Genomic DNA, 26,726 nt, shown 5'->3' with positions numbered 1-26,726 from the left:
CGCATTCTTGTTACTCGCCCAGCACACAAGGTTTAACGGTGGGTTTGGCCGGGAACAGGTATTTACCCAGCGTCACCAGCACCACCGCCAGCACAATGATGGCCAGCGCCAGCCACTCTCTGGAAGTCAGGCTCTCGCCCCCAAAGCTGATGCCTAACAGCACGGCAACCACCGGATTCACATAGGCATAGCTGGTGGCAATGGCTGGGGGGACATTGCGGATCAGGTACATGTAGGCGTTGATGGCAATCACCGAACCAAACAGGCTGAGATACCCCAGTGCCAGCAATCCTTCAATGCCAGGACGTGTGGCAAGGTGTTCGCCACTCAAGGTGCTGGCTATCAGCAACACGACGCCTGCGGTCAGCATTTCAATCGCGCCTGCCATCATACCGTGCGGAAGAGTAATGCGTGAGCCCCAAACCGAGCCAAAAGCCCAGCTTAATGATCCCAGCAGGATCATCAATGCGCCCCAGGGATTACCGCCCAAATGACCGCCGCTGTTCAGCAGCACGATGCCAACCAACCCAACAGCAATGCCCAGCCACTCAATCCAGCGAGTCTGAATGCCAAACAGCCTGCTGAAGCACATCGCAAACAGCGGCACTGTAGCGACCATCACCGCAGCAATGCCGGAAGGGACATTCTGGTGTTCGGCAACGGTCACCGCGCCATTACCTATAGCCAGGAGAAGGATGCCGACCAGGGCGGCATTCAGAGCCGGACGCCAGCCGGGCAACCGCTCGCCTCGCAGGAGCAGGAACACCGTCAGCACCACACCCGCCAGCAGGAAGCGCAGACCAGCCAGCATCATTGGCGGCCAGCTGGCTACGCCGACTTTAATGACGAAATAGGTCGATCCCCAGATAAAGTAGAGGGCGAACAGCGCAGCCAACAGCGGCAGCAGGGCAGGAGCACGGCGTAACATGGTATTTTCTCAGCCTGTTAAGGGAGGGTTAACTTAACGCTAAAAAAACGTTTCAACCAGATGAAAAGACGCTTTTTTTTGATCGAAGGAACGATTAGGGTCACACAAGTTGCATCCCTCGTTCATAATTGTTTAGATCACACTCTTTAACATCTCTCGGCAGGGTAAACCATGGCCAGTATCAAACTCACGGTAAGACGGCTGTATAAAATCAGCGGCGAGCGCATGGTCAGCACCCATGCAACCGCACGGATATTTGTCGGGGAACAGCTGGTGGCAACCGAAGAGATCAGTGGAATGACCGAAAGCCCGGTGAGTAAATTTCTGCATCATCAGCAAGCAGAAGGCCAACCGGTGCGGGTGGAGTGGGATTGTGATGGGATTGCCGATATGGCAGTGACCGAAATACAGGTTTGCCCCTGTTGTCAGCATGATGAACAACAATAAGGAACGTAATTTTGGCAGGAACGAGTTTACTGACGCTGTTGGACGATATTGCCACGCTGCTGGATGATATTTCTGTGATGGGGAAGGTGGCGGTAAAGAAGACCGCTGGCGTACTGGGCGACGATCTGTCGCTGAACGCGCAGCAGGTTAGCGGCGTAAAAGCCAACCGCGAACTGCCTGTTGTCTGGGGCGTAGCCAAAGGTTCCTTTCTTAACAAATTGATCCTGGTGCCGCTGGCGCTGGTGATCAGTGCCTTTGCACCCTGGGCGATCACCCCTTTACTGATGATTGGCGGTGCTTACCTCTGTTATGAAGGCTTCGAGAAAGTGCTTCACAGTCTGCATAAGGACAAATCAGAGAAAAGTCCGGAAGCAAGGGAAGAGCGGATTAAAAAACTCTCGCAGCAAAATGCCGCTGAGTTTGAGAAGAAGAAGGTGAAAGGAGCGATCCGCACTGACTTTATTCTCTCGGCAGAGATTGTGGCCATCACGCTAGGGATTGTCTCTGAAGCTCCATTGATGAACCAGGTGCTAATCCTCGCGGGCGTTGCCATTCTGGTGACGGTTGGTGTGTACGGCATAGTGGCCTGTATCGTGAAGATCGACGATTTAGGGCTGTGGTTGCAGGAGAAATCTTCGGCTGCTGCCAGGGCTGTTGGCGGGGCATTGCTGGCGGTGGCTCCCTGGTTGATGAAAATTCTCACTGTGGTTGGCACCATCGCGATGTTTTTGGTCGGTGGCGGGATTATTGCCCACGGCATTCCGGCTGTTCACCATTTTATTGAGCATTACACCGCAGACTACGGCGGCCTTGTTTCCTCACTGCTTAGCAACCTTGCCAATCTGGTACTGGGCCTGATTGTGGGGTCAATCGTGCTGTTGGGGGTAAATTTGATTGCCAGGCTACGGGGTAAATCAGTATAAAGGCAGCTTATTAGCGAGTAAAAACTCTGGAGTGATGATGAAAGACGACATTTTTGAATTTGATATTGATGCCGAGCTGGAACAAGCCGAAGCCAATGCGGAAAAAAAGGCCAGTGAAGTGCCTGCCGACTTAGGTGATGAAGCGGATTGTGAAGGTTGCAAAATCTGACGCCAGAGCGCCAGTAGACTCCCTGGAAAGGCGAATAATTTCGGTTATTCGCCTTTTTTATTTGCCTTAAATTGAGCAGCTTATCGACATTTAACATAAGTTTTACTCTGCATTAACAGAATAAAACTGGCCCGCCTGCTATACCTGAAGTTCCCGGTGTAAAGTCTGCTTAACCAAAATGTGAGGCGAGTCATGATCATGGTGAGTCAGGAAGTGCAGCTTAAAAGTGGTGGTCCGGCGATGGTGGTAACAGGCTATGCCAGCGGCATGGTTGAGTGCCGCTGGTATGATGGCCACAGCGTCCGGCGTGAAGCGTTCAGGGAAGAAGAACTCTCTCCTCTGCTTACAGGTGAGAGTCAACTTGCCAGCTAGCGCCAAAAACAGGACGAAGTCGGTTTCGTCCTGCTTTTTTCCTCGATCGACATCCTGTCTGTGCCGAAGGCTAAACGTTCCCGGCGTTATCCTCTTCTACCGCTTCATAAATGCGGTGCAAAATATCAGGGAAGGCTGACTGCACGCGGCTCCAGCTTGGAATAAAAGGCTTTTCATTGGGGCGTTCAATAAACGACTGACCGGCATCGAGGATTGACTGAGTAAACATCTCTACGGCGGCTTCTTCGGCATGTTGGTCGAACTTCAGGCCGTTCATCGTCGCTTCGTGGTTGTAAACTTCCATCATATCCAGCGCATTGCGGTAATAGGTCGCTTTTAGCACGCGGAACGAGTCGCTGGTGATATTCACCCCCATCGTTGCCATCTTACGCAGCAGCGACTGCACAATGTCATTGCTCATCCTGCGCAGCCCGCCAGTGCCGTCCTCTTCCGATAACGGCTGATGCTTGTGATCATAATTATCGGCAATTTCTACCTGGCAACTCTGCCGGGTGGTGTAGTTACGGTAGATTTCCGACAGTACGCCAATTTCCAGCCCCCAGTCGCCCGGAATTTTAATCCCGTTCAGCACGTGAGTCCGCATGGCAAACTCGCCAGAGAGGGGATAACGGAAGCTGCTGAGGTAATCCAGGTACTCTGAATGACCATAGACCTTTTGCAGAGAGCGTAACAACGGCCCGACCAGCAGGCGCCCAACACGGCCATTCAGCTTATTGTCAGCCACACGGGCATAGAAGCCCTTACAAAACTCGTACTGGAAGGAGGGATTAGCGAGCGGATAGAGTAAACGAGCCAGCATGCCGCGTTCGTAAGTGACGATGTCGCAGTCATGCAGCGCCACACAGGACGACTTATCCGAGGCCAGCGTGTAGCCGGTACAGAACCAGACATTACGTCCTTTGCCCGGCTGAGAAGGCGACAGGCCTTCTTTGTCCAGCTCCGCATCCAGCGCTTTTAATCGCGGGCCATCGTTCCATAAGATACGGTGACGTTGGGGTAATCTTGAGAAGAATTCTCGTGCAAAAAGAAACTGTTCCCGGTCAGCCTTGTCCAGGCCAATCACAATCTCTTCGAGGTAAGGGACTTTTGCCAGCTCGTCAACAATGTTGCTCAGGGCGGGCCCTTCCAGCTCAGAGAACAGGGAAGGCAGGATTAACGCCATTTTGCGTTTTTTGGAAAAACGCACCAAATCTTTCTCCAACTCCTCTACTGGTCGTCCGGTAAGGTTATGGAAGTTGGTAATTACGCCGTTCTGGAAAAAATCACTCATCGTATTCCCCTTAAGGCGGCTTATCGGTGTGGGCCATCCTGATGTAAAAAGTGCGTAAGACCTTCACTCCAGCCCTGTGGGCCGAAGGACGCACTGTGAAAGACGTGCTCTTTATCTGCACGCTGCAGCGTAACGGGTGTTTTACTGTAGCCCTTAATAATGACCGCAAAATCCACTTTATCCAGCATGGGCGCATCATTTGGACCATCTCCCAAGCCTATCGTCAGCCAGCGCTGGCCTGAAGGCTGGCTGTAGTGGGCCAGCAGGAGGTCCAGTGCCGCCCCTTTGCCAGCGCCCTGATTGGTTACGCTCCAGAAGCGTCCGCCCTGCAGCAGACCTAGCTGCTCGGCGGCCAGCGCCTCTTTAAAAGCGGCAAACTGCTGTTCGCTGTCCCGCCAGATCAGGCTTTCGGACCCTTCACGCATTCTTGCCAGAGAGGCGTCATGAAGCGATAACCCTGTCCAGTCAGCCACTTCCTGCTCGGTCACATCCGCAAATCCGGTGAATTTAAAGTGATAGCGGTCGCGAAGCGCATGAAGTGCCTGACAAATCTCGGTGTAGCCCTTGTGCGTAGGGTGGGCGAAAGCGTCCTGGAGGCCTTCCCAATGAATAATGGCGCCATTCTCAGCAATATAGGGCGCGCCATCCAGACCCAGCTGGCGTTGCAAAGGAAGGATTTCGGCGGCGGTTTTACTGGAGCAGATCACCACAGGGATCTGCCGGTCATTTAGCCGATCTAACCAGCCCTGAGCAGGCTGCCAGGTGTAGGTATGATGATCGAGCAGGGAACCGTCTAAATCCGTCACAATCATCAGGGGATCAGTAAGCGTGGGCATCAGCCATCCTCCTCGTTCAGAACGGAAAAAATGCAGGATAATCAGAGAGTATAACCCCGACTGGAAACTCTGAAGGGAGAAGTGGAGAAAAACTGACCCTGACGGGGGGATTTCTACCAGGAATAATCTTAAAAACAGATCCTGACTGTACAGGGGATCAGAAAAATGAGAATGGTGTCTCAAGGCGCGGCAATACTGGTCTCGCCACTTTTCTGCATGTACAGCTTTCAGCTGATTGTACAGGTTTGTGACAATCTTGGGACTTGTCTTAGTAGCTAACTCAGGTAATCTGCTGCAGTCAGAGAATTTCCTCTGTAACGAATTTTAGTAATGAGTTTTTCATTCCCGGCCAGAAGGCCGGGATTTTTTTTATCTGCTCACTTCCGAAACGGTGAAATCACGGATATCGAGTTCGAAGGCATCGGCCAGTTCCGTGTAAGAACGGTATTCGCGGCCATCCACCCTGACTTTGCGTGCCTGTTCGTTATCCATGAACTCTTTAACCTCACCGCTTGAGCGATCCTGAATCGCTTCCAGCAGGGCCTCGACATCAATATTGACTTCACGCTGAACGTTGTCGCTGTACTCTTTTGCAATAGCCATAACGGAGTTCCTCAGCTCATCAGATGAACTAAGTATAGATGGCGAGTTGGAAAGAGGGGGGAAGGAAAATGGGCAAAAAAAAGCCCGCGCTGCGCGGGCAAAAATCCTTGTTACTTTTTAGGTTGACTGCGCCTTTGGGTTTGGAGCAGTGGGGACAGTGTAAGCAAACTTCCTGTCAGAAGTCCCACTGCGAAACGTTAAGAATGTGAAAAGGGCCAGTCGGGCGGACATTACGATGATTTACACGCCGCAGCCGGGCGGCATTGAGCATAACGGCTATACTTATCAGTTGATTAGACAAAAATAAGTTTTATCCACGCTATGGAGGCGACATGGACTTTTTACGTATCATCATTGCTATTATTTTACCGCCAGTGGGCGTTTTCATGCAGGTTGGCTTCGGCGGTGCATTCTGGCTGAATATCCTGTTAACCCTTTGCGGTTATATCCCTGGGATTATCCACGCCGTCTGGGTTATCGCACGTCGTTAACTGACTCCTCTGTCAGACGCGTTAATTTCGGTTAAACTTAGCGCATCAAACAAGGGAGGAACGCAATGAAAGTGAACGATCGGGTCACGGTCAAAACCGATGGAGGCCCACGGCGTCCGGGGAAAGTACTGGCTGTAGAGGATTTCAGTGAGGGAACGATGTTTCTGGTCGCACTGGAGGATTACCCAATGGGGATTTGGTTCTTCAATGAGATTGGTCACCACGATGGCATCTTCGTGGAACCCCATCCGGAAACCTGACGGGCGGAGCTTTATTGCGATTCGGCAGCTTCCGACGAGGCTGCAGGTCAATATCCTGAAGGGGCGAACTGAAAAGTTCGCCCCTTTTTCGATCAGAAGGTTTCCCAGTTATCGCTGTTGGCCAGAGCAGGACGCCCGGCTACTGCCAGCGCGGCTTTTGGCTGAAGTGTAGGCACCGGCTGCGCTACGCGGCGTGGCGCACTGTCATTCAGGTGGAAGGCCGCAACAGCCTGCGTCAATCTTGAAGCCTGCTCTTCCAGCGAAGAGGCAGCGGCTGAAGCTTCCTCAACCAGCGAGGCGTTCTGCTGCGTGACGTTATCCATTTCAGTCACCGCAAGGCTGACCTGCTGAATACCACGACTCTGTTCATCAGAAGCCGCAGCAATCTCGGCCATAATGTCGGTAACACGACGGACTGCACCGACAATATCGGTCATCGTATCGCCAGCATGGCTGACCTGAGAAGATCCTTTGCCAATTAACTCCACCGATTCAGCGATTAAGCCTTCAATCTCCTTCGCTGCCCCAGCACTGCGTTGAGCCAGATTTCGCACTTCACTGGCGACCACGGCAAATCCGCGCCCTTGTTCCCCAGCCCTTGCGGCTTCCACCGCCGCATTCAACGCCAGAATATTGGTCTGGAAGGCAATGCTGTTAATGACCGTGGTGATTTCGGCAATTTTCTTCGAGCTGGTGGAGATATTGTTCATGGTGCTGATCACGCCGGAAACAATGTCACCGCCCTGGCTGGCTTTACCGGAAGCATCAGCGGCCAGCTGGCTGGCGTGATGAGCATTCTCGGCGTTCTGTTTCACGGTGGCGGTCAGTTGCTCCATGCTGGCTGCTGTCTGTTCCAGAGCGGCTGCCTGCTGTTCGGTGCGTGACGAGAGGTCGGTGTTACCGGCTGAAATTTCGCTGGAACCCTGATAAATAGCGACTGCGCCTTCACGCACAGTACCGACTGTTTTCACCAGCGACTGCTGCATATTTTGCAGGTTGCTGCTCAGCGTGCCAATTTCACTTCTTCCCCAGCTTTGCAGCGGGGCGGTCAGATCGCCACGGGAAATATGCTCGATGCGTTCAACGGCCTGACGCAGTGGCGTAATAACCACGCGGCGCAGGAAGATAAAGGTGGCAAGCGTCAGCAGCAGGGCAGCGGCAAAAGCGCAGGCCATCATAATAAAGCCCAGGCGCGTTTGCGCTTCAGCTTCTTTATTGATGGCGTCAGCACGTTGAGTACGAATGGCAATGGCTTTCAATAATACCGCGTTATAGTCATCATCGAGCTTGCGGGTGTAGTCCGTTTCCTGCGCGATAACCCCTTCAAAGCTGCCGTCTTTGGCACTTTTCACCATCGGCAATACGCCCTGAGTAACATAAGCGTCAAATTTGGTTTTCAGTTCGGCGTCCAGCGCTTCATCTGCCGGTGTTTTCACCCGGCGATTCAGATAAGCAGTAAAGCTGTCTGTCGCTTGCTGTACACGCTTTTCGGTTTGCTTAAGATTAGCGTTAAAGGCGTCCATCTCGCCGATACGGGCCGAGGCTCCGGCATGGATGATATTCAGGCGCGCAGTGCGTAAATGGTTAGAACTGTTAGAAATCGCCATACGAACCTGAATTTCTTCCGTGACGTCCTTCAGTGACTGGTTACTCTGAATGAGAAAATAACTCGCCATGGCAATACACAGGGCAAAAAGCAGCAAAATGCCCCCGAGGATCACGGAGAATAAAGGAACCAGTCGCAGGTGTTGCCAGAAACTGATCCCGTTTTGGTCGGCATTGAGGTGTGATGATTTCATGTCCTTTTGCTCTCTGTAAGGGGTAAGCGAAGCGGGGAGCTTCGGTCTGTCTACAGAACATCGGCAACAGAAGGAAAAGGCTTAGCGGGGAAATGAGATCTGGTTAACAGTTTGGCTAAAAAGAAAAAAGCCGGCAAGGCCGGCTTTTTTTCACAGTATGTGATTATCTCACATTAACATAAATGCCACTGGTGACATTGTCCGTCAAACGGACCACATGATAAATAACTTGTTTGTTGTGTGTTTTAATCTTGCGTTTAATATTTCCCTTATGAGAGGAAACGGTCTTGGCCTTTATTTGCATTTTATCCGATATTTGAATCGTATCGTGGCCAGACATCCACATCTTAAGCATATTTGATTCTGTTTGGCTCAGCGTCAGTGGATGCACGTCGAACCCTGCGGAATACCGCGGTGAAACGTTGAGTTTCTTTTGAAAATAAGAAAGCAGTAAGTTATCCAGAGTGGCTGGCTTAATCGATTTTGATGTAATAATCAGGTTCTTACGAACGTAGAGATATTCCTCAAAATGGATGTTAGAGATAGCCATAAAGATAAAGAACAGCGTGTCAGGGTGCTGCATAATAATATTTCTTATGCGCTGACTGGCATCTGCTTCATGAATAAAACAATCTTCGTTAATAAAAACCACGCCTGGCTGATACTGTTGGCATTTTGCTTGTAATTGATCAATGTCGGTAACGGAAGTAATGTTTTTCTTTTTAACACCCTTCACAGACATATAATCAGTAAGCCCTAGCCTGGTATAGCTGCATGAATCCATTATAATTGTTGGCATTGTAGCGACCCTCACCAAATTGTTATCCGTTTAAATCAACGAGAATTACGCGTTTGTGTAGTTACGAGAGTAAATTGTTCTTATGACGTTATTGTTATATACCCGGCAGTAAATCTGTGTGAGCGAGAGCCGCACTGGTCAGACCTGTTCATGCCCGAAGTAATATTTAGGTTTTTACTGCAGATAAACCCAGTCTTTCTACGCTGAAAGTCCACGTACAGAAGGAGTGACTGGCAAATTTTCTTAGCACAGCATGGTTCATGTTTTTGTGAGTGATGCCACTATCGCGCAAAACCCAGAAAAGTCTGATAGGACGATTCCTAAAAAACATTCGTCATGCGAATGTGTGACGCTGTGTGGTGTGTTGACAATGCCGCAAAATGCGGTTTGACACAAGATAAACCACTAAAAATAAAATTTCCATTAAAAACAGGGGTTTGTTTGTTTTGTGAACGTTAACGTTCTGGTAACAATTTGCCCGTTTCGAAAATCAAAATACGCTAAGTGGGATTTAATAAGAATAATTTTCATTGTTGGTTTTAAATTATCAGAATTTCCTTAATGAGATTCTGATAATTTTGGTTCGAAAAATGCACAAACACATTTCGCATTCTTAACAGTGGCTACAGTTTGAATGGGCGATACATTAATTTATTTAGCAGGCATCTCGCTGAGCACACTGGCGAGTAAGTCAAACACTTCACTAAACAAATGCTCACAGAAGGGGGCGAGGAGAGGCATCATCAGGCTAATGAAGATGATCCCTATTGATAAGGTGACGGGGAAACCAATAGCGAAAACCGACAGCTGAGGTGCAACACGGTTTAACAAACCCAGTGCCAGGTTAAGCGTGAGTAGCAGAGTTATCAAGGGTAGTGCTAATCGTAGACCGTTAAGGAAAATTAGACTGGCCGCTTTTGTCAGGGCGAGGAAAGCATTGCCGTTCACCGGATCGCCGCCAATCGGCAGGGTATGAAAACTGTCTGCCACCATCGAAATCAGCCACAGGTGTCCGTTGAAGGACAAAAACAGCAACATGGCCAGCATATCCAGAAATCTTGCCAGTACCGGCATGTTCAGGCGGCTGGCTGGGTCGAAGAAGGTGGCGAAGGACAACCCCATCTGCAATCCAATCACTTCTCCCGCGGTACGCACCGCAGCAAAAGCGAATTGCATCGTAAACCCTATAGCGACGCCAATCAGAATTTGCTGAATCAATAGCCAGAAGCCGCCAACTGAGAACAGCGTCACATTTGTTTGCGGCAGGGAAGGCAGAAGAACGTAAGTGATCATCAGGCCCAGCCCGAGTTTCACCTTCTTACTGATCGCCTTCTCGCTCAGCAGTGGCGCGGTCATGATCAAAGCCAGCACGCGGGCCAGCGGCCAAAAAAGTTGGCTCATCCAGAACACCAGCTGACTGCTGTCGATGTTAATCATTAACCGATCATATAAGGAAGGTTAGTGAACAGGGTACGCATATAGTCGAGTACCAGATTCAGCATCCACGGCCCGGCAATCACCATAGTCGTGACCACCGCGAGGATTTTCGGGATAAAGGAGAGCGTTTGTTCGTTGATCTGAGTCGCCGCCTGCAGCAGGCTGATAATCAGGCCGCTGACTAACGCCGCCAGCAGCAGTGGGGCAGCAACTGCCAGGGCAACCTGCATTGCATCGTGCCCGATAACCATAACCGATTCAGGTGTCATAGTGACTCCGGAGAAATAAAAGGGAGGTGCTTGTTCTTTTTCGGGGCGGAGTGACTCCGCCCTCAATTTTTAACTGTAGAAACTCTGAGCAAGGGAACTGACCAGCAGCGACCAACCATCCACTAAGACAAACAGCATCAGCTTGAAGGGCAGTGAAATCGTGGCCGGTGGCACCATCATCATCCCCAATGCCATCAGGACGCTGGCGACAACCAGGTCAATAATCAAAAACGGGATGAACACGGTAAAGCCAATCTGGAACGCTGTTTTCAGTTCGCTGGTGACATAAGCGGGTAACAGGATGCGCATCGGCACGGCTTCTGGTCCCTGCAACGGCGGGGAGTTAGACAGGCGGGCAAACAACGCAAGGTCAGCTTCACGAGTCTGACGCAGCATAAATTCACGGAGGGGTTGCGCACCTTTATCTATCGCAACCTCCATGCTGATCTTGTCCTGGCTGAACGGCAGATAGGCATCCTGGTAAATCTTGTCGAACACCGGGCCCATAATAAAGAAGGTAAGGAACAGCGCCAGACCGAGCAGCACCTGGTTTGGCGGTGCGGACGGCGTGCCCAGTGCGTTTCGCAACAGGCCAAACACAATAATGATACGGGTGAAGCTGGTCATCATCAGCAGGATCGCTGGCAGGAAGGTCAGCGAGGTGAGGAACACCAAAGTCTGCACCGGCAAAGACCAGCTCTGGCCACCGTTGGCGGTTGGGTGGCTCATCAGGCCAGGCAATTGAGCCTGAACATCGGGCGCAAACAGTAAAATCAGCGCCAGCAGAGGAAGAAAGCGTTTCATTATGGCTTACCGGGGCGTTTGAGTAAGGACTGTAACACCTGACGGAAATCTGCCGTCGCAGCCGGAGGCTCCGGATTTTCCTGCGGCGGTTTAGGCGGCAGGGTATGCAAATGGGTAATCTGCTGACCGGTCACACCCAGCACCAGCCGGGCGTCTTCCACATCGACAATCACCACACGTTCGCGCTGGCCAACCTGGCAACTGGCGCTGACGGTCAGGTTGCTTTGCCCGCGAATGCCGCGTTTAGGCGTGAAGCCAAGGCGTTTGGCTATCCAGGCACAGGCGAGAATAAGCAGGATAATCACGGCCAGTACGCTGCTGACCTGAGTCAGCATTGAACCGGTGGAAACAGCAGGCTGGCCTGCTGGCTGTGGCTGGAGTGAACCGGTCTTCATTTAGCGGCTCAGGCGACGCATGCGTTCGGTAGGGGTGATAATGTCGGTGATACGCACGCCGTATTTATCGGCCACCACCACCACTTCACCCTGAGCAATCAGATAGCCGTTGATCAGGATATCCAGCGGCTCACCAGCCAGACCTTCCAGAGAGACAACCGATCCCTGAGTCAGGCGCAGCAGCTCTTTAATGGTCATCTTGGTCCGGCCCAGCTCCACAGTCAGTTTGACCGGGATGTCCATAATCAGATCAATATCCTGCAGCGAACCCGTGATGCCGTTGCTTTCCAGAGATTTGAACACGCCTTCAGAAGAGGGGGTGCTGGTCTGTTCATTCATCGCGTCAGCCCACAGGTCGTCCGCGGAGATGTCGTCTTCGGACGGCTTCTTAGTGTCACTCATCGGGCTGTTCCTCGTTCATCGAATTCAAAATCGGGTTAATCAGATGTTCCACACGCAGCGCGTACTGCCCGTTGAGGGTGCCGTACTGGCTGGTTAAGACCGGCACGCCGTCGACATGGGCGATAATGCGGTCCGGTTTATCAATCGGTAAAACGTCCCCTGGCTTCAGCGCCAGCAGACGGGAAATGCGCATCGACACTTCACCAAAGTTGGCAATCAACTCCAGTTCGGAGTGCTGAACCTGCTTCACCAGCGTATCGCGCCAGTTCTGATCTTCCTGTCGGGAGTTTTCCAGCGGCGGGTTAACCAGCGTTTCGCGCAGCGGTTCAATCATGCTGAACGGGATACAGATGTTGAACTCACCGACCAGGTTACCAATCTCTACCTGGAACGGCGTGGTGATCACAATGTCGTTCGGGGACGTGGTGATATTGGTAAACTTCACCTGCATTTCTGAGCGCACATACTCTACGTCCAGCGGAAAAATCGGCTTCCACGCGTCGCTGTATCCTTCAAGGGCCAGCTTCAGCATGCGGCGGATCACTCGCTGTTCAGTGGCGGTAAACTCACGGCCTTCCACTTTGGTAGGGAAACGACCGTCACCGCCAAACAGGTTATCCACGGCGATAAACACCAGGCTTGGCGAGAACACCACCAACGCCGTGCCGCGCAGCGGTTTCAGGTGGATCAAGTTCAGGTTAGTCGGCACCGGCAGGTTACGGGCAAACTCATGGTAAGGCTGAATTTTAATCGCCCCTACCGTGATGTCCGGGCTGCGGCGCAGCAGGTTGAACAACGCCATGCGATAAGAGCGGGCAAAACGTTCGTTGATGATCTCCAGCGCCTGCAGACGTTCGCGAACCATGCGACGCTGGGTATTAGGATCATACGGACGAATGTCATTGTCGCCCTTGCTGGTGGTGGTTTCTTCTGCCGCACTGTCGCTGTCGCCATTGAGCAGTGCGTCGATTTCCGCTTGTGAGAGAATGCTGTCGCCCATAATGTCTACCTCAGGATAAAGGCAGTGAACAGAACATCGTTCACGACCTGCTGAGGTTGGCCTTGTACCAGCGGCGGTGCCAGTACAGCTTTGATTTGTTTCATCAGATCCTGCTTGCCCTGTTCATTGCTCAAGGCCGCAGCGTCCTGACGGGAGAGCAGCAGCAGCAGGCGGCTGCGCACTTCCGGCAGATAATCATTGATGCGTAAACGAGTTTCTTCGTCAGGCAGACGCAGCGTAAAGCCCACGTACAGCACACGATCGGGATCGTTGTCCGGGTTGATTAAGTTAACCGTGAAGGTATCCAGCGCATAAAAGACCGGCGCAACATGAACTTCAGGCTTTTCAACCTTAGCCGTGTCGGCAGGGGACTTCATCATGCGCCAGACCATATAGCCCGCCACGCTGCAAGCAACCAGTGTTACGACCAGTAACAGAGGTATTAAGAGCTTACGTTTGCCGCTTTTGGCTTTCTTATCAGTCATATGAGCTATAACTTCCTGTGATTATTTTCGAGGTGCGGTACAACTTAATCCGCTATCCCACGGTGTTATGGGCAGATTATCCCGCGTCTTGCGCTAAACAATAGGCAGATAAGACGCGAGTTTTGCCACTAGCTTATGCGTTTGTCACCGTCAGGCGAAAATATCAACAGCGTTGGAACCGGCTGCACGCGCCTGCAGTGAGGCAGGAACGGCAATAGCGGTGACTTCGCTATCATTTTCTGCTGCAAGATTAAATTTGTTACCACTTGAGTTATTTCGTTGCTGTTCCTGCTGGCCGCTGAAACTCTGACCCTGCTGGAAAGCATCGCTACTGACGTTACTCTGACCGAGGCTGATGCCGTTTTCTGCCAGTGCGGTGCGCAGCTGTGGAATAGCCGCTTCCAACGCTGCACGTACCTGACTGTGTCCCGACACCATATTCAGCTGCGCCTGGTCGTTATCCAGCTTCAGACTGATCTGAATGCTGCCCAGATCCTGTGGATGCAAATGCAGCTCAGCGGTTTGCTGGCCGTTTTTGCTGAACATCAGGATTTGTTGACCCAACGCCTGCTGCCACTCCTGGCTGCCAAGTTGTGAACTTAACTGCGCGCTGGCCGGTGCCGTTACCAGCGAAGTGGTAACCGGCGTGGTCAGTGAAGAGGCTGCACTGATAACATTATTGGTTATCGTCGAAGCGGGGGCAGAACTTGAATTTTCTTTATCTGTCTCTTTCCCTGCGTGACCAAGGGCTTGCTGGAAAGCGGTCGTCAGTGCGCTGGTGTCCAGCGTCGATTTCTGTGAAGAGCCGCCAGTAGAAGCTGTAACAGCCGTATCCGCTTTGCCGCTGGTTTTCCCTTTATCGCTTTCTTCGGCGTTACCCGTGCTGAGCAAAGAGGCGAGTGTGGATTGCTTCGCCCCTTTAATGCTTTGCCCGTCAGCCAGCGATTCAGACCCTTTGACCTGAGTCGCTGGCTGCTGAGGGGCCACCGGTGGCAGCATCGCGAACAATGCCTGCAGCGTTTGCCTGTCACTCTCATTTAATGCTGGTGCGGCCGCCTGATTTTCGTCAGTGGCTTTCTCATCGACCTTCAGCTCTTTGCCGATTTTTTCCGGCTGAAGCAGGGCGTTTAAGGTTTCAGGCTTGTCCAGCGCGGCCAGCAGGGCATTCAGCTTCGCTTTGGAAGACTGGCCCGCTTCGGCCGTTTCACCGGCTGCTGCGTTGGTCGCCGCGGCGGTTGCAGCCTGTCCCTTTTCGCTCTGTTGAGCCAGAGTCAGCAATTTGTTCCCCAACAGGGTCAGAAAGCCTTTCGACGAGCCTTCTCCCGCAGCGGCGTCTTCGCCAGCTGCGGCCGTAGTCTCGGTGCCCACTTCTGCCGAAGATGAAGTAGAAGCAGACGCGGTATGACTGGAAGCGGTAGCTTTGGTCCCGGAAGTCACAACAAGTGGCAAAGTGATCATTCGCCTTTCCTCAATGATGCCCGTTGGGCAAATTCATCCATCCGTTTCTGATCGAGACGGTTTTCCTGTAATAATTCGTTCGCCTGCGCACGCGCATGAAGCGTTTCGTAGGCATGAAGCCGCTGCTGTTTATCACGCCAGAAGGTCAGGGCGTTCTCTACCCGGCTGCTCCAGTGAAGAAGTTGCTGACGATGCTGTTCGATGGCTTTTTCCAGCGTCTCGATAAACTGGTGATAGTTGTACCAGCGGGTGTTGGCAATGCCTTCAGCCATGGTGTTATTCAGCGTTTTACGGTATTCGTCCTGGTAGTTCAGCAGCATGGACAACTGTTCATCGGCCTGTTTGTGCGCGCGCCTGACGTCACCCAACTGGATGGCCGCTTTTTCGAGATCTTTCTGCGCCAGACCGCACAGGGTTTCTATTGGTGATGCTTGTTTTGCCATGCTTCCTCCGCCAGGGTCGGACTTCTCCGCTCGGGCCGCCCGTTAGCCAAAGATTGCCTGAAGGTGTAAACAGGCATCGTCGAAAGTGCTGCGCTCAAACATGCCCTGTTGCAGGAAGGTTTCCAGCTCAGGATAGAGTTTGATTGCCTTGTCCAGTGTCGGGTCGCTGCCTGCGGCGTAGGCGCCCACGCTGACCAAATCACGGTTGCGCTGATAGCTCGACAGTAACTGCTTAAACTGGCGGACTCGCGCGTAGTGCGTATCATCAATCAGGTGCGCCATCACACGGCTGATTGAAGCTTCAATGTCGATTGCCGGATAGTGGCCGGACTCTGCCAGGCGGCGGGACAGAACAATGTGACCATCCAGAATGGCTCGGGCGGAGTCAGCAATAGGATCCTGCTGATCGTCCCCTTCGGTCAGGACGGTATAGAAAGCGGTAATCGACCCGCCGCCATCAATGCCGTTACCTGCACGCTCAACCAGCGCCGGAAGTTTGGCGAAGACAGATGGCGGGTAACCTTTAGTCGCGGGCGGTTCACCAATCGCCAGCGCGATTTCACGTTGTGCCATGGCGTAGCGGGTCAGTGAATCCATGATCAGCAGCACGTGCTGACCACGGTCACGGAAGTCTTCTGCAATGCGCGTGGCGTAAGATGCACCCTGCATACGCAGCAGCGGGGAAACGTCAGCCGGAGCCGCAATGACTACTGCACGGGCGCGACCTTCGGTGCCGAGAATATTTTCGATAAAGTCTTTGACTTCACGACCACGTTCGCCAATCAGGCCAACCACAATCACGTCGGCTTTGGTGTAGCGCGCCATCATGCCCAGCAGCACACTTTTCCCTACGCCTGAACCGGCAAACAGACCCATACGCTGCCCACGACCGACAGTCAGCAGGGCGTTAATCGCGCGGACGCCGGTATCCAGCACTTCCGTGATCGGCGTACGCTGTAAGGGGTTAAACGGCGGTGTGATCAGCGGGGCGCGATAACCGGTTTCTGGTGCTGGCAAACCGTCAAGCGGACGACCGCTGCCATCCAGCACACGACCTAATAATTCCGGGCCAAGCATCAGCTGCTTGCCGCTGTGTTTATCACCGGTCAAACGGGCGTAAACACGCGCGCCAGGCAAAATACCTTCGACTTCTTCCAGCGGCATCAAAAACAGCCTCTGACCGTTAAAACCCACCACTTCGGCTTCAACTTCGGCCACGCCATTATTGTCGGCGCGTTCAATCACGCAGGTTGCGCCCAGCGGCAGCTGTAAGCCTGTGGCTTCAAGCACCAGACCGGTGGCGCGGGTCAAACGTCCGTAGCGGCGAACTTCAGGTAACTGGTTCAGGCGCTGTTCAAACGACTCCATAGCCCCAAGCCAGCGTGAAAGACGAGTGGTCATTACAGTTCTCCTGGCGCGGCAAGGCGGCAAAGTTCGTGCCAGCGGGTGGCGAGGCTGGCATCCAGATCGCCATCTTCGGCACTGACTTTGCAGCCGCCGGGATGGATCGTACTGTCTGCCATCAGGCGCCAGCCGTGCAGGCTAAGGGTGGCACCAAGCGTTTGTTCCACACGCTGCAAATCATCCGGATGCACACGCAACGTAGGTTTGCCGCTTAACATCGGTTCCTGCTGGATCATCCCCTGAATCTGACGAAGCAGGGCGGTACCGTCCACGTGCGGCGCCTGACCAATCACCTGACGAGCGGCTTCCAGCGCCAGCTGCATCAGACGGGCAGCAATCACGCTGTCCAGCGCTTCCAGCGTATGGTTGAATTCAGAAACCAGCTGCTGCATGCGTGCCTGAAGCGGCGCCTGCTGCTGCTGAGCTTCGGCCAGGCCCTGTTGAAAACCGGCGTCGTAACCGGCTTTCTGTCCTTCAGCAAAGCCTTTTTGCTGACCTTCGGCATAGCCCAGACCCTGGGCTTCACTGCGCACCTGGGTCTGTAACTGCTCCAGCTCAAACTGCTGTTGATTAAACGGGTCTTCCGGCTGCTCTTCCTCAACAAACTCTTCGATCTTCGGCTTATTCAACTGCCCCAGATCGTTTGGCTGCCAGCGCTGCCACGGTAAGGAAGATTTATCAGACATACTGTTCCTCGCCACCACCAATCACCATCTCGCCAGTTTCGGCCAGACGACGAACGATAAGCAGGATCGCTTTCTGTTCGCTTTCTACCGCAGACATACGCATCGGACCCCGGTTGGACAGGTCGTCGCGCAGGATATCTGCCGCACGGGAGGACATGTTTTTCAGGAACTTCTCGCGCAACGGCTGCTCGGACCCTTTCAGTGCGACCAGCAGAGATTCGGACTCCACTTCCTGCAACAGGCGCTGAATGCTGCGATCGTCCACCTGGATAAGGTTTTCGAACAGGAACATCTCGTCGATAATTTTCTGTGCCAGCTCGCCGTCGAACTCGCGAACCGCTTCGATAACCGCTTCTTCCTGCTGAGTCTTCATCAGGTTGATGATTTCCGCAGCCGTTCTCACGCCGCCCATCTTCGCGCGCTTGAGGTTCTGGCCATCGAGCAAGCCGTTCAGCACTTCGGTCAGTTCTGCCAACGCCGCCGGCTGAACGCCGCCGAAGGTGGCAATACGCAGCATCACATCGTGGCGCAGACGTTCGTCGAACTGGGCGACAATATCCGCCGCCTGAGCACGTTTGAGGTGCACAAGGATGGTGGCGATAATCTGCGGGTGTTCGTCGCGGATAAGATCGGCAGCCGCTTGCGGCTCCATAAAGTTGAGGGTATCCATCCCGCTGGTGGTTTCCCGGGTTTCGAGAATATCTTCCAGCAGGGTAGCGGCCTTCTCTTCGCCCAGTGCTTTCACCAGCACCGTGCGCAGATAATCATTAGAGTTGACGCTCAGCGCGGCAAACTGTTCTGCATCAATTTCGAATTCGCGCAGCACGTCGGTCAGCTGCTTATGGGACACCTGACGCATGTTAGAAATAGCAGAACTCAGGTGCTGGACTTCACGGCTGTCGAGGTGCTTAAACACCTCAGCAGCGCGGTCTTCACCAATCGTCATCATCAGGATGGCGCTTTTTTCAGTACCGGTGAGACTCATAGCTCTTCCTTCATCCACTGGCGAATAACCAGAGCCACTACACGCGGGTCATTTTCTGACATATCGCGAATACGCTGGCTCATGACCTCAGCACTCATGCGGTGCTGAGATTTACGTTCCTGATCCTGCTCGTCTTTCGACAGGTTGACGGCAACGGCATCGTCACCCGACTCTTCCCTGGCCTGCTTAGCGACGGCAGCGGCTTCAACAGCAGCCTTCTCCTGATCTGCTTTGCGGCGCAGCTGAGGGCGAACCAGTTTGCGGTACAGCACGAAGGCAACAATCAACACCAGCAACCAACGTCCCAGTTCCATCATCTGGTCGATGAAGGCCGGCTGTTTCCAGAACGGAATGTCATCGCTGGTATCCACAGTGACGGTGAACGGTGAGTTAACGACGTTCAGGCTGTCACCACGTTTATCCGAGTAACCCATCGCTTCACGGGTCAGGTTTTCAATTTGTTTTAACTGCGCATCAGTCAGGGCAATGGGCTTACCGGCTGCGTCCGCTTTGAAGTTCACTACCACCGCTACTGACAGACGCTGCACTTCGCCCACATTCATCTTGGTATGCAGAATGGTGCGGTCCACTTCGTAGTTAGTGGTGTTATCAGTTCTTGTATTAGAAGGACCGGATTTAGCCGTGCTGGCGCTGGAAGCCGGCGTCGCCGCAGCTGCATTGCCGTTCTGTCCGTTCTGGCCAGTAGCCGGAGGCGTAGTTACAGGTGCGGTATTAGCCGGGGCAGGCTGGTTTGAAAGGGCACCAGGAACGCCGCCAGGATACTGCCCACCAATCTGCTCGCTGTCGCTGGTCTGGCGAGAGCGGACAGCCTGATTCGCTGGGTTGCTGTTGGGCTGATATTTCTCGTCGGTTTGCTCACGGGCATTAAAGTCGATCTGCGCCGTTACCTGAGCATGCACGTTGCCGGCACCCACGATTGGATTAAGGATGGCTTCGATGCGCGCCTGGAAGCGGTTTTCAACATCGGTAGCGTATTTCAGCTGAGCATCATTCAGATCGCGGCCAGCATTATCTGATTGAGTCAGCAGGTGACCGGCCTGGTCTACAACGGTCACATTGCCTGGCGGCAGGCCGGCGACGCTGCTGGACACCATATGCACGATGGCACTGATTTGTCCCTGGTCCAGCGCACGGCCAGGTTGCAGCGTTAAGGTTACGGAAGCGGTCGGGGCTTTCTGCTCGCGGACAAACAGGGAAGGTTTTGGCATCGCGAGGTGCACACGAACATTTTTAACCGGGCCCAGCGTTTCAATCGTCCGCGCGAGTTCGCCTTCCAGCGCACGCTGATAGTTAACCTGCTCGCTGAACTGGCTGATGCCGAATTTTTCCTGGTCCAACAGCTCAAAGCCCACAGCTCCGCCTTTAGGCAGACCTTGTTGGGCCAGACGCAGGCGCAGCTCATGCACTTTTTCAGCCGGAACCATTAATGCACCGCCTTTATCATCGAACTGATAAGGGATGTTCATTTGGGTTAGCTGAGTGATGATTGCTCCACCGTCTTCATCGCTGAGGTTGTTGTACAGCACACGGTACTCAGGCTGTTTAGCCCACAGCGCCATAGCTATAACGATGGCGATAACCGCCGCCGCCGCAATGATGATTGGGATGCGAGGATTAGCGCGTAAACGAGCAAAAAGGTCGTTCAGACCTTTCTTCTCTGGTTGATCCTGCGTGACAGTTGCATTCATGACTCATTCCTGGCTGACAGTTGACCGGACTGTTTCGTGTTGTGTCGTAACAAAACTGACTCCCTGATGCGGCTTACTAAAAAATTTTCACTTCTAATGGGTGCCATTATTTTCTGAATTGGGAAATTCGATGGCTGGATAAGCCGTGTTTTATGCGTTCATTTAGCGGCTTTGTCTCATTGACATTGTGTTAAGTTTTCACTCATCAAAAAATCTACCGACAACTAACCGGGGTAAATCATGTCAATTCAGGGTATTGAAAGTGTTATGCAGCAGCTGCAAACCGCAGCGATTCAGGCCAGTGGTAAGAGTACTGACGCCTCCAGCCATGCGGATTTTGCCGGCGAGCTGAAAGCGGCACTGGACAAGATCAGCGACACGCAGACGGCTGCTCGTACGCAAGCGCAGGACTTCGAGATGGGTAAACCAGGCATAAACCTGAACGATGTGATGGTCGATATGCAGAAGTCGTCTGTTTCAATGCAGATGGGCATTCAGGTGCGTAACAAGCTGGTCAGCGCTTACACCGACATTATGAATATGCAGGTGTAGGGTAGGTAACCTATTAGTAGGAATGGAAACAGAGGCTAGAAGACTTTGCTGGCCGAGGGATCCTGTGCTAGCTGAACATCGACAGGGCAACGTCGCTGATTATTGCCCGCCGCGGTTCTGTATTTATGAAACACCTGACAGATCACTGTCTTAGCAGCGTGTTGCATGTTTGTTACTTTTCAGACAAATTCCCGGCAAATAATTCAGACAGAATGGGCGGGGAGTGATATTGTCATTTCTCATTGTTCACAGTTTATGAAGGTTACTATTCCTATTATCAAATTCAAATGCCCGTCATGTCATGGATGTCAGTTCCGTTTATCTCCCCATAACATCACGCCAAAAAACCCCCACGGTGCTAACTGTATCTTCTGCAAAGCAGGAATGATGGTCAGCTCCCGGGCTGTTGCTAACTAATATCTCTCGCTGATAAAACCTCTTGATTGCCGCGAATGAAAGCCAGGTGAGTTACATTCCCCCGCATTTCAGCGCTGCAATCAGGTAGTTCACTCTTCCGAATTCCTGCGCCAGTTATTACCCGTCACCCACACCCAGTCCCCCATATTCAGCTCCAAACACCCAGTCCCAAATATCCAGCCTAAACATCCAGTCACCAACATCGAATCAACAAATGTAATCACCAAATCGAGTCACCAAATCGAAACACCAACATCGAAACACCAAATCGAATCACCCACATCCCATCCCTAATCAATCCTCCCTTACCGTTTTCAACACACGTTGGCTGCAGCCTGTTAACTCTTTGGCGATCTTGCTGGCAAGTCGTTGATCCTGCTGATGCCTGGCCTGAGCTTCAGCGCGACGGGCTTTGTAACGACTTTTGCTGGTGCCATGCTGTCGGCAGGCTTTCCAGATTATCGTGGTCATCGTAACCTCCTGATTCTTGATGGCTGGCCGGGGTTGAGTTGAAGGAAGCGAAGCCGCTGGATCCATAAACGGCAGAAATGCATCCCCTGATAAAAACGATAGCCATAGTTATTATTAATATCAACGGCTATGATGAAAATAACTCAGGCTATCAATTTATCTTGTTGTTTTTGCTCTTTAAAATAATTTTATGCGGCTTTTTTTACGCATTATTCTGGCGATGTTATCGAAAGTTTTACTAATCTATTCAGTTTAGACAATGCGCCAAAGCCCCTGTGCAGGTTAACTGTCACAGAGGGTGGGATTTTGCGAGGGGTTACTGATGATATCTGTACTGCACAGAGTATCCGGAGGGCGTTACAAGGAAACCATTCTGCAAGGGCAGGATGTCAGTACCTACCGCCTTAAATCACGGATCAGGAAGATTGCTACGCCAATCAGTGCTGACTCTTCAGAGAGCTCTACAGCGGGCAATCTGGGGTCATCCACGGTTAAAAAACCATTAGAAGGACCCTCAAGATAACGGTAAACGGAGAGGCGGGAATTGACTTTAGCAATCACCAAATCTCCAGATTCTGCTGGTACTTCTGTGTCGATGATAACGATACTGCCAGCTGTCGCTTCTGAACAACCGCTGTTCCGGTCAAGAATGTAGGCACGCCAGCTTTTCCTGGCCTTAACACCATTAGGCGCTGAGACCACTTCTCCTGTTTTACCCTCAGCCCCCCAAACGGAAATAGTAGTACCACTCTTTACTTTGTCAATGGCGCTGATGGCAGATGCGCCACGCATCTCTCCTTCGCCATTAGCCAGCCACTGCACGTTAACATCGAGGGCTCTGGCAATGTCGACCAGTTTACGGGAGCCTTCAGCTTCCCCTTTGGTCAGACGCCAGATTGTGGGCTGCGATACGCCGGAGGCTTTAGCTAAAGCCCCCTGGGTGATCCCCATCATGGACATAGCCATGTTCAGTCGGTAAGCGAGTGTATTCGGTTTCATATACCAGAATTTATAGCGAAGGCTATTTTTCGTCAAACACGCTTTGCTATTGACGGAGCTAATAGCTATTGCTATTAATTTAAGGTATGTAATAGCAAAAGGGATTTTTAAAGTGACAGGGATGGCTATTGGTACCCCCGCTCTTTCACAATCTGGCCGCCCAGCCTAATCGCTGGCAATGCATTCAACGTTTCACTCTGTGGCAGCTTTCCTCCCTCAATCTGGGGGCAACCTGCCGGGTTGAACTTAGCAGGTGTTGACGAAAAGTGCCGATAAGTTCGGCTCGTTACCTGCCTGAACGCTGGATTAAGGAGTCACTATGCGAGATATCAAAATTTTACTGGAAAGCTGGGGCGGCTGGGCGGCTACCGATCGCAATGCGCTTGGCTATTCCCATATTGCTGCCGGTTTCCGTGGTCTTATCACTTCATCTCCGGTTCCCCGTCCTGTTTGCAGTGACAATGATGGCATTCTCCTCGACAGCTGTATCAGCCGGTTGAAAATTAACCATCCTGACGAACATGCACTGCTGGTGGCACATTATCTGTTTCGGATTTCTCTTCGCTCGATCGCACGCAGAAGGCATTGTGCCGATGGCACCATTCGTAAACAGCTTCAGACGGCAGAGGGTTTTGTCGAAGGTGTTTTATCTGCGCTGGATATCAGGCTGGAATCCGATAATTAATTTATTTTTAAAAAAAGTGGTTGCGTACGCAATTACCGTTCTAGTGTGTTAGAAAGGCAATTTCATCTGCATCGTTGAAGGACTTTCAATATCGGGGAATTCAATTTAACTGAATTCAGGCGGGTGCCTGTTTCAATTGAGGAGGTGAGAAATGAGCAAAATTATTCAGATTCTTAATTATGAGGAAGGTTATAAAGAAAAACCTTACATCGACACGGAAGGCTATCCAACCGTGGCCTGCGGAATAGTTATTGGCCCCAAAGATGCTGCACTGGTTAATTATCAGTTCACCGTCCCGAAAAACGTGGGAGATATTTGGATGCAAAAGAGGCTGGAAGAAAAATTACAGCAAATGAATAAACGTCCTTCGTTAGTCGCCGCGTTAAAACAGTGTAATCCACCGCGCGCGGATGTGCTTTACAGCATGGCTTATCAGTTGGGTGTTGATGGCCTCGCGGCTTTTAAAAACACCCTGGTGATGATCTCAAACGGAAATTTCGACGGCGCAGCAGAAGGGATGCTCAGCAGTTTATGGGCACGACAAACGCCGCAGCGTGCCAAACGGCTGGCGCAAGTCATGCGCTCCGGAACTTACGATGCTTATCAGGAGGTTATATGAAATTTATTCTTTTCTTGTTGATTGTACTGGCGGTGATCTCTCTCGTTTGGTGGGTCAATAAACACGGAAAAATTGAGTTGGTCACTCATACCAAACTGCTGTTTAAGACCTGGTCCGTCTGGCTGGCTTCTGCTGGGTCAGCCATGGGTGCCTGGGTGCAGTCTTTCCCGGATTCGGCAATGAATGCATGGAGCGCTTTACCAGAGGATGTGAAGACCTTTATGCCACAGCATTACCTCGGGCTGGTTGCTTCCTTTATGGTTGCGATGGCCGTCATCTCCCAATTTATTCGGCAGAAGGCCTTGTCGGCTAAAAGTCAGGCCATGACGGAGGGTAAGGCATGAATACGCTTCTTTCTCTGTTCACCGGCGGTTGGCATAGCCTGGCGGCCATCGGTGTGGTAATTGCCGCGTTAATCGCCAGTTGGTTTGGCGGTAAGAAAATCGGCAAGGTGCAGCAGCAAGCCCGCTCTGATGTCACGGCAGCACAGCAGGAAGCTGAACGCGTGGCAGCCGTGGCGAATAAACAGGCTCAGAACAGTCAGGAGGTTAAAGATGTTCAGGACCGTAATAACGTACTCAGTGACGACGCTGCTCGTAACAAGCTGCGCGACTCAACCTGGAACACCCCACAATAGCCCACAAATCATTACTGATTCCGCCTGTACCTTTTTTTCACCCATCAGGACTTATGGTAAGGACTGGCAGGTGATGGATATCAGGACGGTTAAAGAAGTTAACGTGCATAACGACACCTGGAATAAGCTGTGCGCGAATAAAAAGGAAAAGTAATACATCGGCCAACAGGAACTGGCGGTGAATCCCCACAGGAGTCATTAATCGTATTCTCTTTTAACTTAATGAACTATTCACTTAAGGCGATTTGCTGCGGCTTATTGCCCCGGAGGTTATTATGATCGAAGTTAATTCATTTGCAGAATTGAGAACCACCGCACCGACGAAATCTGGCGATGTTGCCTCACTCAAACGTTATTATGATAAAGACGCCACTTTCCACGGTGGGGGGGATTTTGTTGGTTTTGTTTCTTCAACTCCATTAAAAGATGATTCCGGTACCATTGCTTCAAGCGATAAATTTTACTGGAAACGCACAATTAACGAACCGGCTGAGATTAATATTTACCATTTCGGTGCTAAAGGCGATGGCGTTACCGATGACAGCGGGGCATTCAAGCTGATGATGGCCTGGGCACAAACCTACAGCAGCGCCGTTAGCGATTTAGGGGTACGTTTTCCTGCCGGGAAGTTCCTCATTAATCCGATCGATTATTCAGCCACCCCAATGGCCCATTTTTATCTTCACGGCGATGAAAACCCGCATGGTGCGTTGCCACGTACCACCATTATCTCTGATAAATCGGCCTCACCGGTCTTTAAAGTCAATGCGCGGCGCGTGGCGATCAAGGGGATTGCCTGGAACGGTCAGGCTAATGCCGACATCGTTACCAATACGGCGGCGATTACCGCGTCGATGTGCACTAACCAGCAGCCGTTTTTTGAAAATACCATGGTCGCGGGTCAGTCGGTGGTCATCAACCGCTTCCGTGCGCAAAATAACGGCGGCACGGTGATTAAGCTGCTGGATACGCTGGATTCGAAATTTGACCAGATTTATACCCTGAACACCTTTGGCCGCGTGTTTGATATCGGCTGGTCGGGTACTGCGGCCGGGGTTTGGGACCACTCAACGGCCATCGAATTAACCAATGCTAATTTCCAGACGGGTTACGGTGACTCCACGCTCTACATGCCGCGTGTCACTCAGGGGATTATTCGTAATGTGTGGATTGAGCATACCCGCTTCCCGGGGGACCTGAGTGATGGTGGCTGGACGATTGAAACCCTCAATCTGGAAGCCTGTGATAACCCGCTGAATCTTGATGACTGTCGGGTTCAGATTCGCCAGCTTGGCCTGCAGTCCGGTGCGGCTATCAGCCAGAATCCGCTGACAAATCGCTGGCTTTCAATGTATGAATACGGCTGGCGTCGTGAGGAGCATCACGGTTCATTGATGACGGGCTCGATGCGGGCAGGCTGGTACACCGGTTATCGGGTCAGCAATCCCACGGCGGGCGATAAATGGTTCAGGCTTGGCAGGATTAATATGCCGAAGGAGAACCAGCAGTGGATGATTGAGATGATCAGCAAGTCCACCAAAGATAACGTGTCGGGTACGGCCGGTAATCCGGTCTCCATGATGGCATCCTGCCTGACCTGGCTGAACCTGTCGAAGTGTGCTTCGGGTATTTATGGCGATATTCAGCATAAGGGCTCTCCGGCGGTGCTCGACGTTAAGTTGAGCAGAGTGGGCGCGAGCTATGCCGATATCTTTATACTGGTGAAAGGGTTAAGTGGGGATGTGATGTTTAATATGACCTCCAACGGTCCTTCCCGCTTTGACACCGGCGTCTGCTCACTCTTTGTGGCTGACCTCAGTGAAGTGACCGATCTCAGTACGCTCGGGACCATCTCACCCAGTGCCAGGATGAGCCTGCATAACGGGCTGGCGGGGATTGGGGCGAATGAGAAGGGCGTGCTGACGTTGGCTACCGTGGCGGCAACGGCACC

Annotated in this window: 34 protein-coding genes; 13 read left to right on the top strand and 21 right to left on the bottom strand. The window is 52.1% G+C overall.

Annotated features, from left to right (window positions below; genetic code table 11):
• Positions 1-10: 10 nt before the first annotated feature.
• The gene (gene yedA, locus WCC56_RS17030; protein WP_424693521.1) at positions 11-928 is read right to left on the bottom strand and encodes a drug/metabolite exporter YedA; all 918 of its coding nucleotides are present in this window, start codon (positions 926-928) and stop codon (positions 11-13) included.
• 171 nt (positions 929-1,099) lie between these two features.
• Between yedA and WCC56_RS17025 the strand changes: the two genes are divergently transcribed.
• From WCC56_RS17025 to WCC56_RS17010, 4 genes are all read left to right on the top strand, one after another.
• Positions 1,100-1,375 carry a hypothetical protein gene (locus WCC56_RS17025; protein ID WP_424693520.1) on the top strand — a complete coding sequence of 92 codons (276 nt, stop codon included), beginning with the start codon at positions 1,100-1,102 and terminating at the stop codon, positions 1,373-1,375.
• Between the two features lie 11 nt (positions 1,376-1,386).
• Positions 1,387-2,298 (top strand): DUF808 domain-containing protein, encoded by a 912-nt coding sequence (locus WCC56_RS17020; protein ID WP_424693519.1) that lies wholly within the window; start codon positions 1,387-1,389, stop codon positions 2,296-2,298.
• A gap of 37 nt (positions 2,299-2,335) precedes the next feature.
• Positions 2,336-2,467, top strand: coding sequence for a hypothetical protein (locus tag WCC56_RS17015; protein ID WP_013202694.1), 132 nt, complete (start codon positions 2,336-2,338; stop codon positions 2,465-2,467).
• Between the two features lie 192 nt (positions 2,468-2,659).
• A complete protein-coding gene (locus tag WCC56_RS17010) occupies positions 2,660-2,839 on the top strand; it encodes a YodC family protein (RefSeq protein ID WP_013202693.1) in 180 nt (59 codons plus the stop codon).
• A gap of 70 nt (positions 2,840-2,909) precedes the next feature.
• Here WCC56_RS17010 and WCC56_RS17005 read toward each other — a convergent pair whose 3' ends face one another.
• The 3 genes from WCC56_RS17005 to yodD all read right to left on the bottom strand — a co-directional run bounded on the left by WCC56_RS17005 (position 2,910) and on the right by yodD (position 5,569).
• Positions 2,910-4,130, bottom strand: a complete 1,221-nt coding sequence (locus tag WCC56_RS17005; RefSeq protein WP_053142410.1) for a glycosyl transferase — start codon at positions 4,128-4,130, stop codon at positions 2,910-2,912.
• A 20-nt stretch (positions 4,131-4,150) separates the two neighbouring features.
• Entirely contained in the window at positions 4,151-4,966 is an 816-nt protein-coding gene (locus WCC56_RS17000) for a mannosyl-3-phosphoglycerate phosphatase-related protein (RefSeq protein WP_424693518.1), read from the bottom strand.
• A 369-nt stretch (positions 4,967-5,335) separates the two neighbouring features.
• Positions 5,336-5,569, bottom strand: a complete 234-nt coding sequence (gene yodD, locus WCC56_RS16995; protein ID WP_424693517.1) for a YodD family peroxide/acid resistance protein — start codon at positions 5,567-5,569, stop codon at positions 5,336-5,338.
• 332 nt (positions 5,570-5,901) lie between these two features.
• Here yodD and WCC56_RS16990 point away from each other — a divergent pair, with 332 nt between their 5' ends.
• Positions 5,902-6,060 carry a YqaE/Pmp3 family membrane protein gene (locus tag WCC56_RS16990; RefSeq protein ID WP_424693516.1) on the top strand — a complete coding sequence of 53 codons (159 nt, stop codon included), beginning with the start codon at positions 5,902-5,904 and terminating at the stop codon, positions 6,058-6,060.
• A 65-nt stretch (positions 6,061-6,125) separates the two neighbouring features.
• Positions 6,126-6,320 carry a protein DsrB gene (gene dsrB / locus WCC56_RS16985; protein ID WP_424693515.1) on the top strand — a complete coding sequence of 65 codons (195 nt, stop codon included), beginning with the start codon at positions 6,126-6,128 and terminating at the stop codon, positions 6,318-6,320.
• A 92-nt stretch (positions 6,321-6,412) separates the two neighbouring features.
• Here dsrB and WCC56_RS16980 read toward each other — a convergent pair whose 3' ends face one another.
• The 15 genes from WCC56_RS16980 to fliF form a co-directional block, all read right to left on the bottom strand.
• Positions 6,413-8,119 (bottom strand): methyl-accepting chemotaxis protein, encoded by a 1,707-nt coding sequence (locus WCC56_RS16980; protein WP_424693514.1) that lies wholly within the window; start codon positions 8,117-8,119, stop codon positions 6,413-6,415.
• A 163-nt stretch (positions 8,120-8,282) separates the two neighbouring features.
• On the bottom strand, positions 8,283-8,918 hold the full coding sequence (gene rcsA / locus WCC56_RS16975; RefSeq protein ID WP_424693513.1) for a transcriptional regulator RcsA: 636 nt from the start codon (positions 8,916-8,918) through the stop codon (positions 8,283-8,285).
• A gap of 651 nt (positions 8,919-9,569) precedes the next feature.
• On the bottom strand, positions 9,570-10,355 hold the full coding sequence (gene fliR, locus WCC56_RS16970) for a flagellar biosynthetic protein FliR (RefSeq protein WP_424693512.1): 786 nt from the start codon (positions 10,353-10,355) through the stop codon (positions 9,570-9,572).
• Positions 10,355-10,624 (bottom strand): flagellar biosynthesis protein FliQ, encoded by a 270-nt coding sequence (gene fliQ, locus WCC56_RS16965; protein WP_424693511.1) that lies wholly within the window; start codon positions 10,622-10,624, stop codon positions 10,355-10,357. The genes fliR and fliQ overlap by 1 nt, the downstream gene beginning before the upstream one ends.
• 69 nt (positions 10,625-10,693) lie before the next feature.
• Positions 10,694-11,428 carry a flagellar type III secretion system pore protein FliP gene (gene fliP, locus WCC56_RS16960; protein WP_424693510.1) on the bottom strand — a complete coding sequence of 245 codons (735 nt, stop codon included), beginning with the start codon at positions 11,426-11,428 and terminating at the stop codon, positions 10,694-10,696.
• On the bottom strand, positions 11,428-11,823 hold the full coding sequence (gene fliO / locus WCC56_RS16955) for a flagellar biosynthetic protein FliO (RefSeq protein WP_424693509.1): 396 nt from the start codon (positions 11,821-11,823) through the stop codon (positions 11,428-11,430). Before fliO ends, fliP begins: the two co-directional genes overlap by 1 nt.
• Positions 11,824-12,225 carry a flagellar motor switch protein FliN gene (gene fliN / locus WCC56_RS16950; protein ID WP_424693508.1) on the bottom strand — a complete coding sequence of 134 codons (402 nt, stop codon included), beginning with the start codon at positions 12,223-12,225 and terminating at the stop codon, positions 11,824-11,826.
• Positions 12,218-13,225, bottom strand: coding sequence for a flagellar motor switch protein FliM (gene fliM / locus WCC56_RS16945; RefSeq protein ID WP_424693507.1), 1,008 nt, complete (start codon positions 13,223-13,225; stop codon positions 12,218-12,220). The genes fliN and fliM overlap by 8 nt, the downstream gene beginning before the upstream one ends.
• 5 nt (positions 13,226-13,230) lie before the next feature.
• Positions 13,231-13,710 (bottom strand): flagellar basal body-associated protein FliL, encoded by a 480-nt coding sequence (gene fliL / locus WCC56_RS16940; protein ID WP_424693506.1) that lies wholly within the window; start codon positions 13,708-13,710, stop codon positions 13,231-13,233.
• Between the two features lie 150 nt (positions 13,711-13,860).
• Entirely contained in the window at positions 13,861-15,168 is a 1,308-nt protein-coding gene (locus WCC56_RS16935; RefSeq protein WP_424693505.1) for a flagellar hook-length control protein FliK, read from the bottom strand.
• Complete coding sequence (gene fliJ, locus WCC56_RS16930) at positions 15,165-15,611, bottom strand: flagellar export protein FliJ (RefSeq protein ID WP_424693504.1); 447 nt, start codon at positions 15,609-15,611, stop codon at positions 15,165-15,167. The genes WCC56_RS16935 and fliJ overlap by 4 nt, the downstream gene beginning before the upstream one ends.
• 42 nt (positions 15,612-15,653) lie before the next feature.
• Entirely contained in the window at positions 15,654-17,012 is a 1,359-nt protein-coding gene (gene fliI / locus WCC56_RS16925) for a flagellar protein export ATPase FliI (protein WP_424693503.1), read from the bottom strand.
• Positions 17,012-17,701 carry a flagellar assembly protein FliH gene (gene fliH / locus WCC56_RS16920; RefSeq protein ID WP_424693502.1) on the bottom strand — a complete coding sequence of 230 codons (690 nt, stop codon included), beginning with the start codon at positions 17,699-17,701 and terminating at the stop codon, positions 17,012-17,014. The genes fliI and fliH overlap by 1 nt, the downstream gene beginning before the upstream one ends.
• Positions 17,694-18,686: a flagellar motor switch protein FliG gene (gene fliG / locus WCC56_RS16915; RefSeq protein WP_424693501.1), complete on the bottom strand. Its 993-nt coding sequence runs from the start codon at positions 18,684-18,686 to the stop codon at positions 17,694-17,696. The genes fliH and fliG overlap by 8 nt, the downstream gene beginning before the upstream one ends.
• Positions 18,683-20,395: a flagellar basal-body MS-ring/collar protein FliF gene (fliF, locus tag WCC56_RS16910; RefSeq protein WP_424693500.1), complete on the bottom strand. Its 1,713-nt coding sequence runs from the start codon at positions 20,393-20,395 to the stop codon at positions 18,683-18,685. The genes fliG and fliF overlap by 4 nt, the downstream gene beginning before the upstream one ends.
• Positions 20,396-20,635: 240 nt before the next feature.
• Between fliF and fliE the strand changes: the two genes are divergently transcribed.
• A complete protein-coding gene (gene fliE / locus WCC56_RS16905) occupies positions 20,636-20,947 on the top strand; it encodes a flagellar hook-basal body complex protein FliE (RefSeq protein ID WP_424693499.1) in 312 nt (103 codons plus the stop codon).
• Positions 20,948-21,112: 165 nt separating this feature from the next.
• Positions 21,113-21,364 (top strand): hypothetical protein, encoded by a 252-nt coding sequence (locus WCC56_RS16900; protein WP_424693498.1) that lies wholly within the window; start codon positions 21,113-21,115, stop codon positions 21,362-21,364.
• 294 nt (positions 21,365-21,658) lie between these two features.
• On the opposite strand, the gene WCC56_RS16895 is transcribed toward WCC56_RS16900, so the two are convergent.
• Entirely contained in the window at positions 21,659-21,835 is a 177-nt protein-coding gene (locus tag WCC56_RS16895; RefSeq protein ID WP_424693497.1) for a hypothetical protein, read from the bottom strand.
• 396 nt (positions 21,836-22,231) lie between these two features.
• Entirely contained in the window at positions 22,232-22,834 is a 603-nt protein-coding gene (locus tag WCC56_RS16890) for a helix-turn-helix domain-containing protein (RefSeq protein ID WP_424693496.1), read from the bottom strand.
• A 319-nt stretch (positions 22,835-23,153) separates the two neighbouring features.
• On the opposite strand from WCC56_RS16890, the gene WCC56_RS16885 reads away from it, so the two are divergent.
• The 5 genes from WCC56_RS16885 to WCC56_RS16865 form a co-directional block, all read left to right on the top strand.
• Entirely contained in the window at positions 23,154-23,519 is a 366-nt protein-coding gene (locus tag WCC56_RS16885; RefSeq protein WP_424693495.1) for an antiterminator Q family protein, read from the top strand.
• Positions 23,520-23,670: 151 nt separating this feature from the next.
• Entirely contained in the window at positions 23,671-24,138 is a 468-nt protein-coding gene (locus tag WCC56_RS16880) for a glycoside hydrolase family protein (RefSeq protein ID WP_424693494.1), read from the top strand.
• The gene (locus WCC56_RS16875) at positions 24,135-24,482 is read left to right on the top strand and encodes a hypothetical protein (RefSeq protein WP_424693493.1); all 348 of its coding nucleotides are present in this window, start codon (positions 24,135-24,137) and stop codon (positions 24,480-24,482) included. The genes WCC56_RS16880 and WCC56_RS16875 overlap by 4 nt, the downstream gene beginning before the upstream one ends.
• Positions 24,479-24,775 (top strand): hypothetical protein, encoded by a 297-nt coding sequence (locus WCC56_RS16870; RefSeq protein WP_424693492.1) that lies wholly within the window; start codon positions 24,479-24,481, stop codon positions 24,773-24,775. The genes WCC56_RS16875 and WCC56_RS16870 overlap by 4 nt, the downstream gene beginning before the upstream one ends.
• Before the next feature lie 275 nt (positions 24,776-25,050).
• On the top strand, positions 25,051-26,726 hold a 1,676-nt coding region (locus WCC56_RS16865; protein ID WP_424693491.1), incomplete at its 3' end, for an amylovoran biosynthesis protein AmsF.

Source organism: Erwinia sp. (assembly GCF_049696395.1).
In the GTDB taxonomy this organism is placed as follows: Bacteria; Pseudomonadota; Gammaproteobacteria; order Enterobacterales; family Enterobacteriaceae; genus Erwinia.
Note: the sequence above shows the minus strand (reverse complement) of the source record. Positions and strands in the feature narration are given on the sequence as shown.

Coding starts and splice junctions, on each gene's coding strand:
- yedA (WP_424693521.1), bottom strand. CDS start 928: ATGTTACGCCGTGCTCCTGCCCTGCTGCCGCTGTTGGCTGCGCTGTTC.
- WCC56_RS17025 (WP_424693520.1), top strand. CDS start 1,100: ATGGCCAGTATCAAACTCACGGTAAGACGGCTGTATAAAATCAGCGGC.
- WCC56_RS17015 (WP_013202694.1), top strand. CDS start 2,336: ATGAAAGACGACATTTTTGAATTTGATATTGATGCCGAGCTGGAACAA.
- WCC56_RS17010 (WP_013202693.1), top strand. CDS start 2,660: ATGATCATGGTGAGTCAGGAAGTGCAGCTTAAAAGTGGTGGTCCGGCG.
- WCC56_RS17005 (WP_053142410.1), bottom strand. CDS start 4,130: ATGAGTGATTTTTTCCAGAACGGCGTAATTACCAACTTCCATAACCTT.
- WCC56_RS17000 (WP_424693518.1), bottom strand. CDS start 4,966: ATGCCCACGCTTACTGATCCCCTGATGATTGTGACGGATTTAGACGGT.
- yodD (WP_424693517.1), bottom strand. CDS start 5,569: ATGGCTATTGCAAAAGAGTACAGCGACAACGTTCAGCGTGAAGTCAAT.
- WCC56_RS16990 (WP_424693516.1), top strand. CDS start 5,902: ATGGACTTTTTACGTATCATCATTGCTATTATTTTACCGCCAGTGGGC.
- dsrB (WP_424693515.1), top strand. CDS start 6,126: ATGAAAGTGAACGATCGGGTCACGGTCAAAACCGATGGAGGCCCACGG.
- WCC56_RS16980 (WP_424693514.1), bottom strand. CDS start 8,119: ATGAAATCATCACACCTCAATGCCGACCAAAACGGGATCAGTTTCTGG.
- rcsA (WP_424693513.1), bottom strand. CDS start 8,918: ATGCCAACAATTATAATGGATTCATGCAGCTATACCAGGCTAGGGCTT.
- fliR (WP_424693512.1), bottom strand. CDS start 10,355: ATGATTAACATCGACAGCAGTCAGCTGGTGTTCTGGATGAGCCAACTT.
- fliQ (WP_424693511.1), bottom strand. CDS start 10,624: ATGACACCTGAATCGGTTATGGTTATCGGGCACGATGCAATGCAGGTT.
- fliP (WP_424693510.1), bottom strand. CDS start 11,428: ATGAAACGCTTTCTTCCTCTGCTGGCGCTGATTTTACTGTTTGCGCCC.
- fliO (WP_424693509.1), bottom strand. CDS start 11,823: ATGAAGACCGGTTCACTCCAGCCACAGCCAGCAGGCCAGCCTGCTGTT.
- fliN (WP_424693508.1), bottom strand. CDS start 12,225: ATGAGTGACACTAAGAAGCCGTCCGAAGACGACATCTCCGCGGACGAC.
- fliM (WP_424693507.1), bottom strand. CDS start 13,225: ATGGGCGACAGCATTCTCTCACAAGCGGAAATCGACGCACTGCTCAAT.
- fliL (WP_424693506.1), bottom strand. CDS start 13,710: ATGACTGATAAGAAAGCCAAAAGCGGCAAACGTAAGCTCTTAATACCT.
- WCC56_RS16935 (WP_424693505.1), bottom strand. CDS start 15,168: ATGATCACTTTGCCACTTGTTGTGACTTCCGGGACCAAAGCTACCGCT.
- fliJ (WP_424693504.1), bottom strand. CDS start 15,611: ATGGCAAAACAAGCATCACCAATAGAAACCCTGTGCGGTCTGGCGCAG.
- fliI (WP_424693503.1), bottom strand. CDS start 17,012: ATGACCACTCGTCTTTCACGCTGGCTTGGGGCTATGGAGTCGTTTGAA.
- fliH (WP_424693502.1), bottom strand. CDS start 17,701: ATGTCTGATAAATCTTCCTTACCGTGGCAGCGCTGGCAGCCAAACGAT.
- fliG (WP_424693501.1), bottom strand. CDS start 18,686: ATGAGTCTCACCGGTACTGAAAAAAGCGCCATCCTGATGATGACGATT.
- fliF (WP_424693500.1), bottom strand. CDS start 20,395: ATGAATGCAACTGTCACGCAGGATCAACCAGAGAAGAAAGGTCTGAAC.
- fliE (WP_424693499.1), top strand. CDS start 20,636: ATGTCAATTCAGGGTATTGAAAGTGTTATGCAGCAGCTGCAAACCGCA.
- WCC56_RS16900 (WP_424693498.1), top strand. CDS start 21,113: ATGTTTGTTACTTTTCAGACAAATTCCCGGCAAATAATTCAGACAGAA.
- WCC56_RS16895 (WP_424693497.1), bottom strand. CDS start 21,835: ATGACCACGATAATCTGGAAAGCCTGCCGACAGCATGGCACCAGCAAA.
- WCC56_RS16890 (WP_424693496.1), bottom strand. CDS start 22,834: ATGAAACCGAATACACTCGCTTACCGACTGAACATGGCTATGTCCATG.
- WCC56_RS16885 (WP_424693495.1), top strand. CDS start 23,154: ATGCGAGATATCAAAATTTTACTGGAAAGCTGGGGCGGCTGGGCGGCT.
- WCC56_RS16880 (WP_424693494.1), top strand. CDS start 23,671: ATGAGCAAAATTATTCAGATTCTTAATTATGAGGAAGGTTATAAAGAA.
- WCC56_RS16875 (WP_424693493.1), top strand. CDS start 24,135: ATGAAATTTATTCTTTTCTTGTTGATTGTACTGGCGGTGATCTCTCTC.
- WCC56_RS16870 (WP_424693492.1), top strand. CDS start 24,479: ATGAATACGCTTCTTTCTCTGTTCACCGGCGGTTGGCATAGCCTGGCG.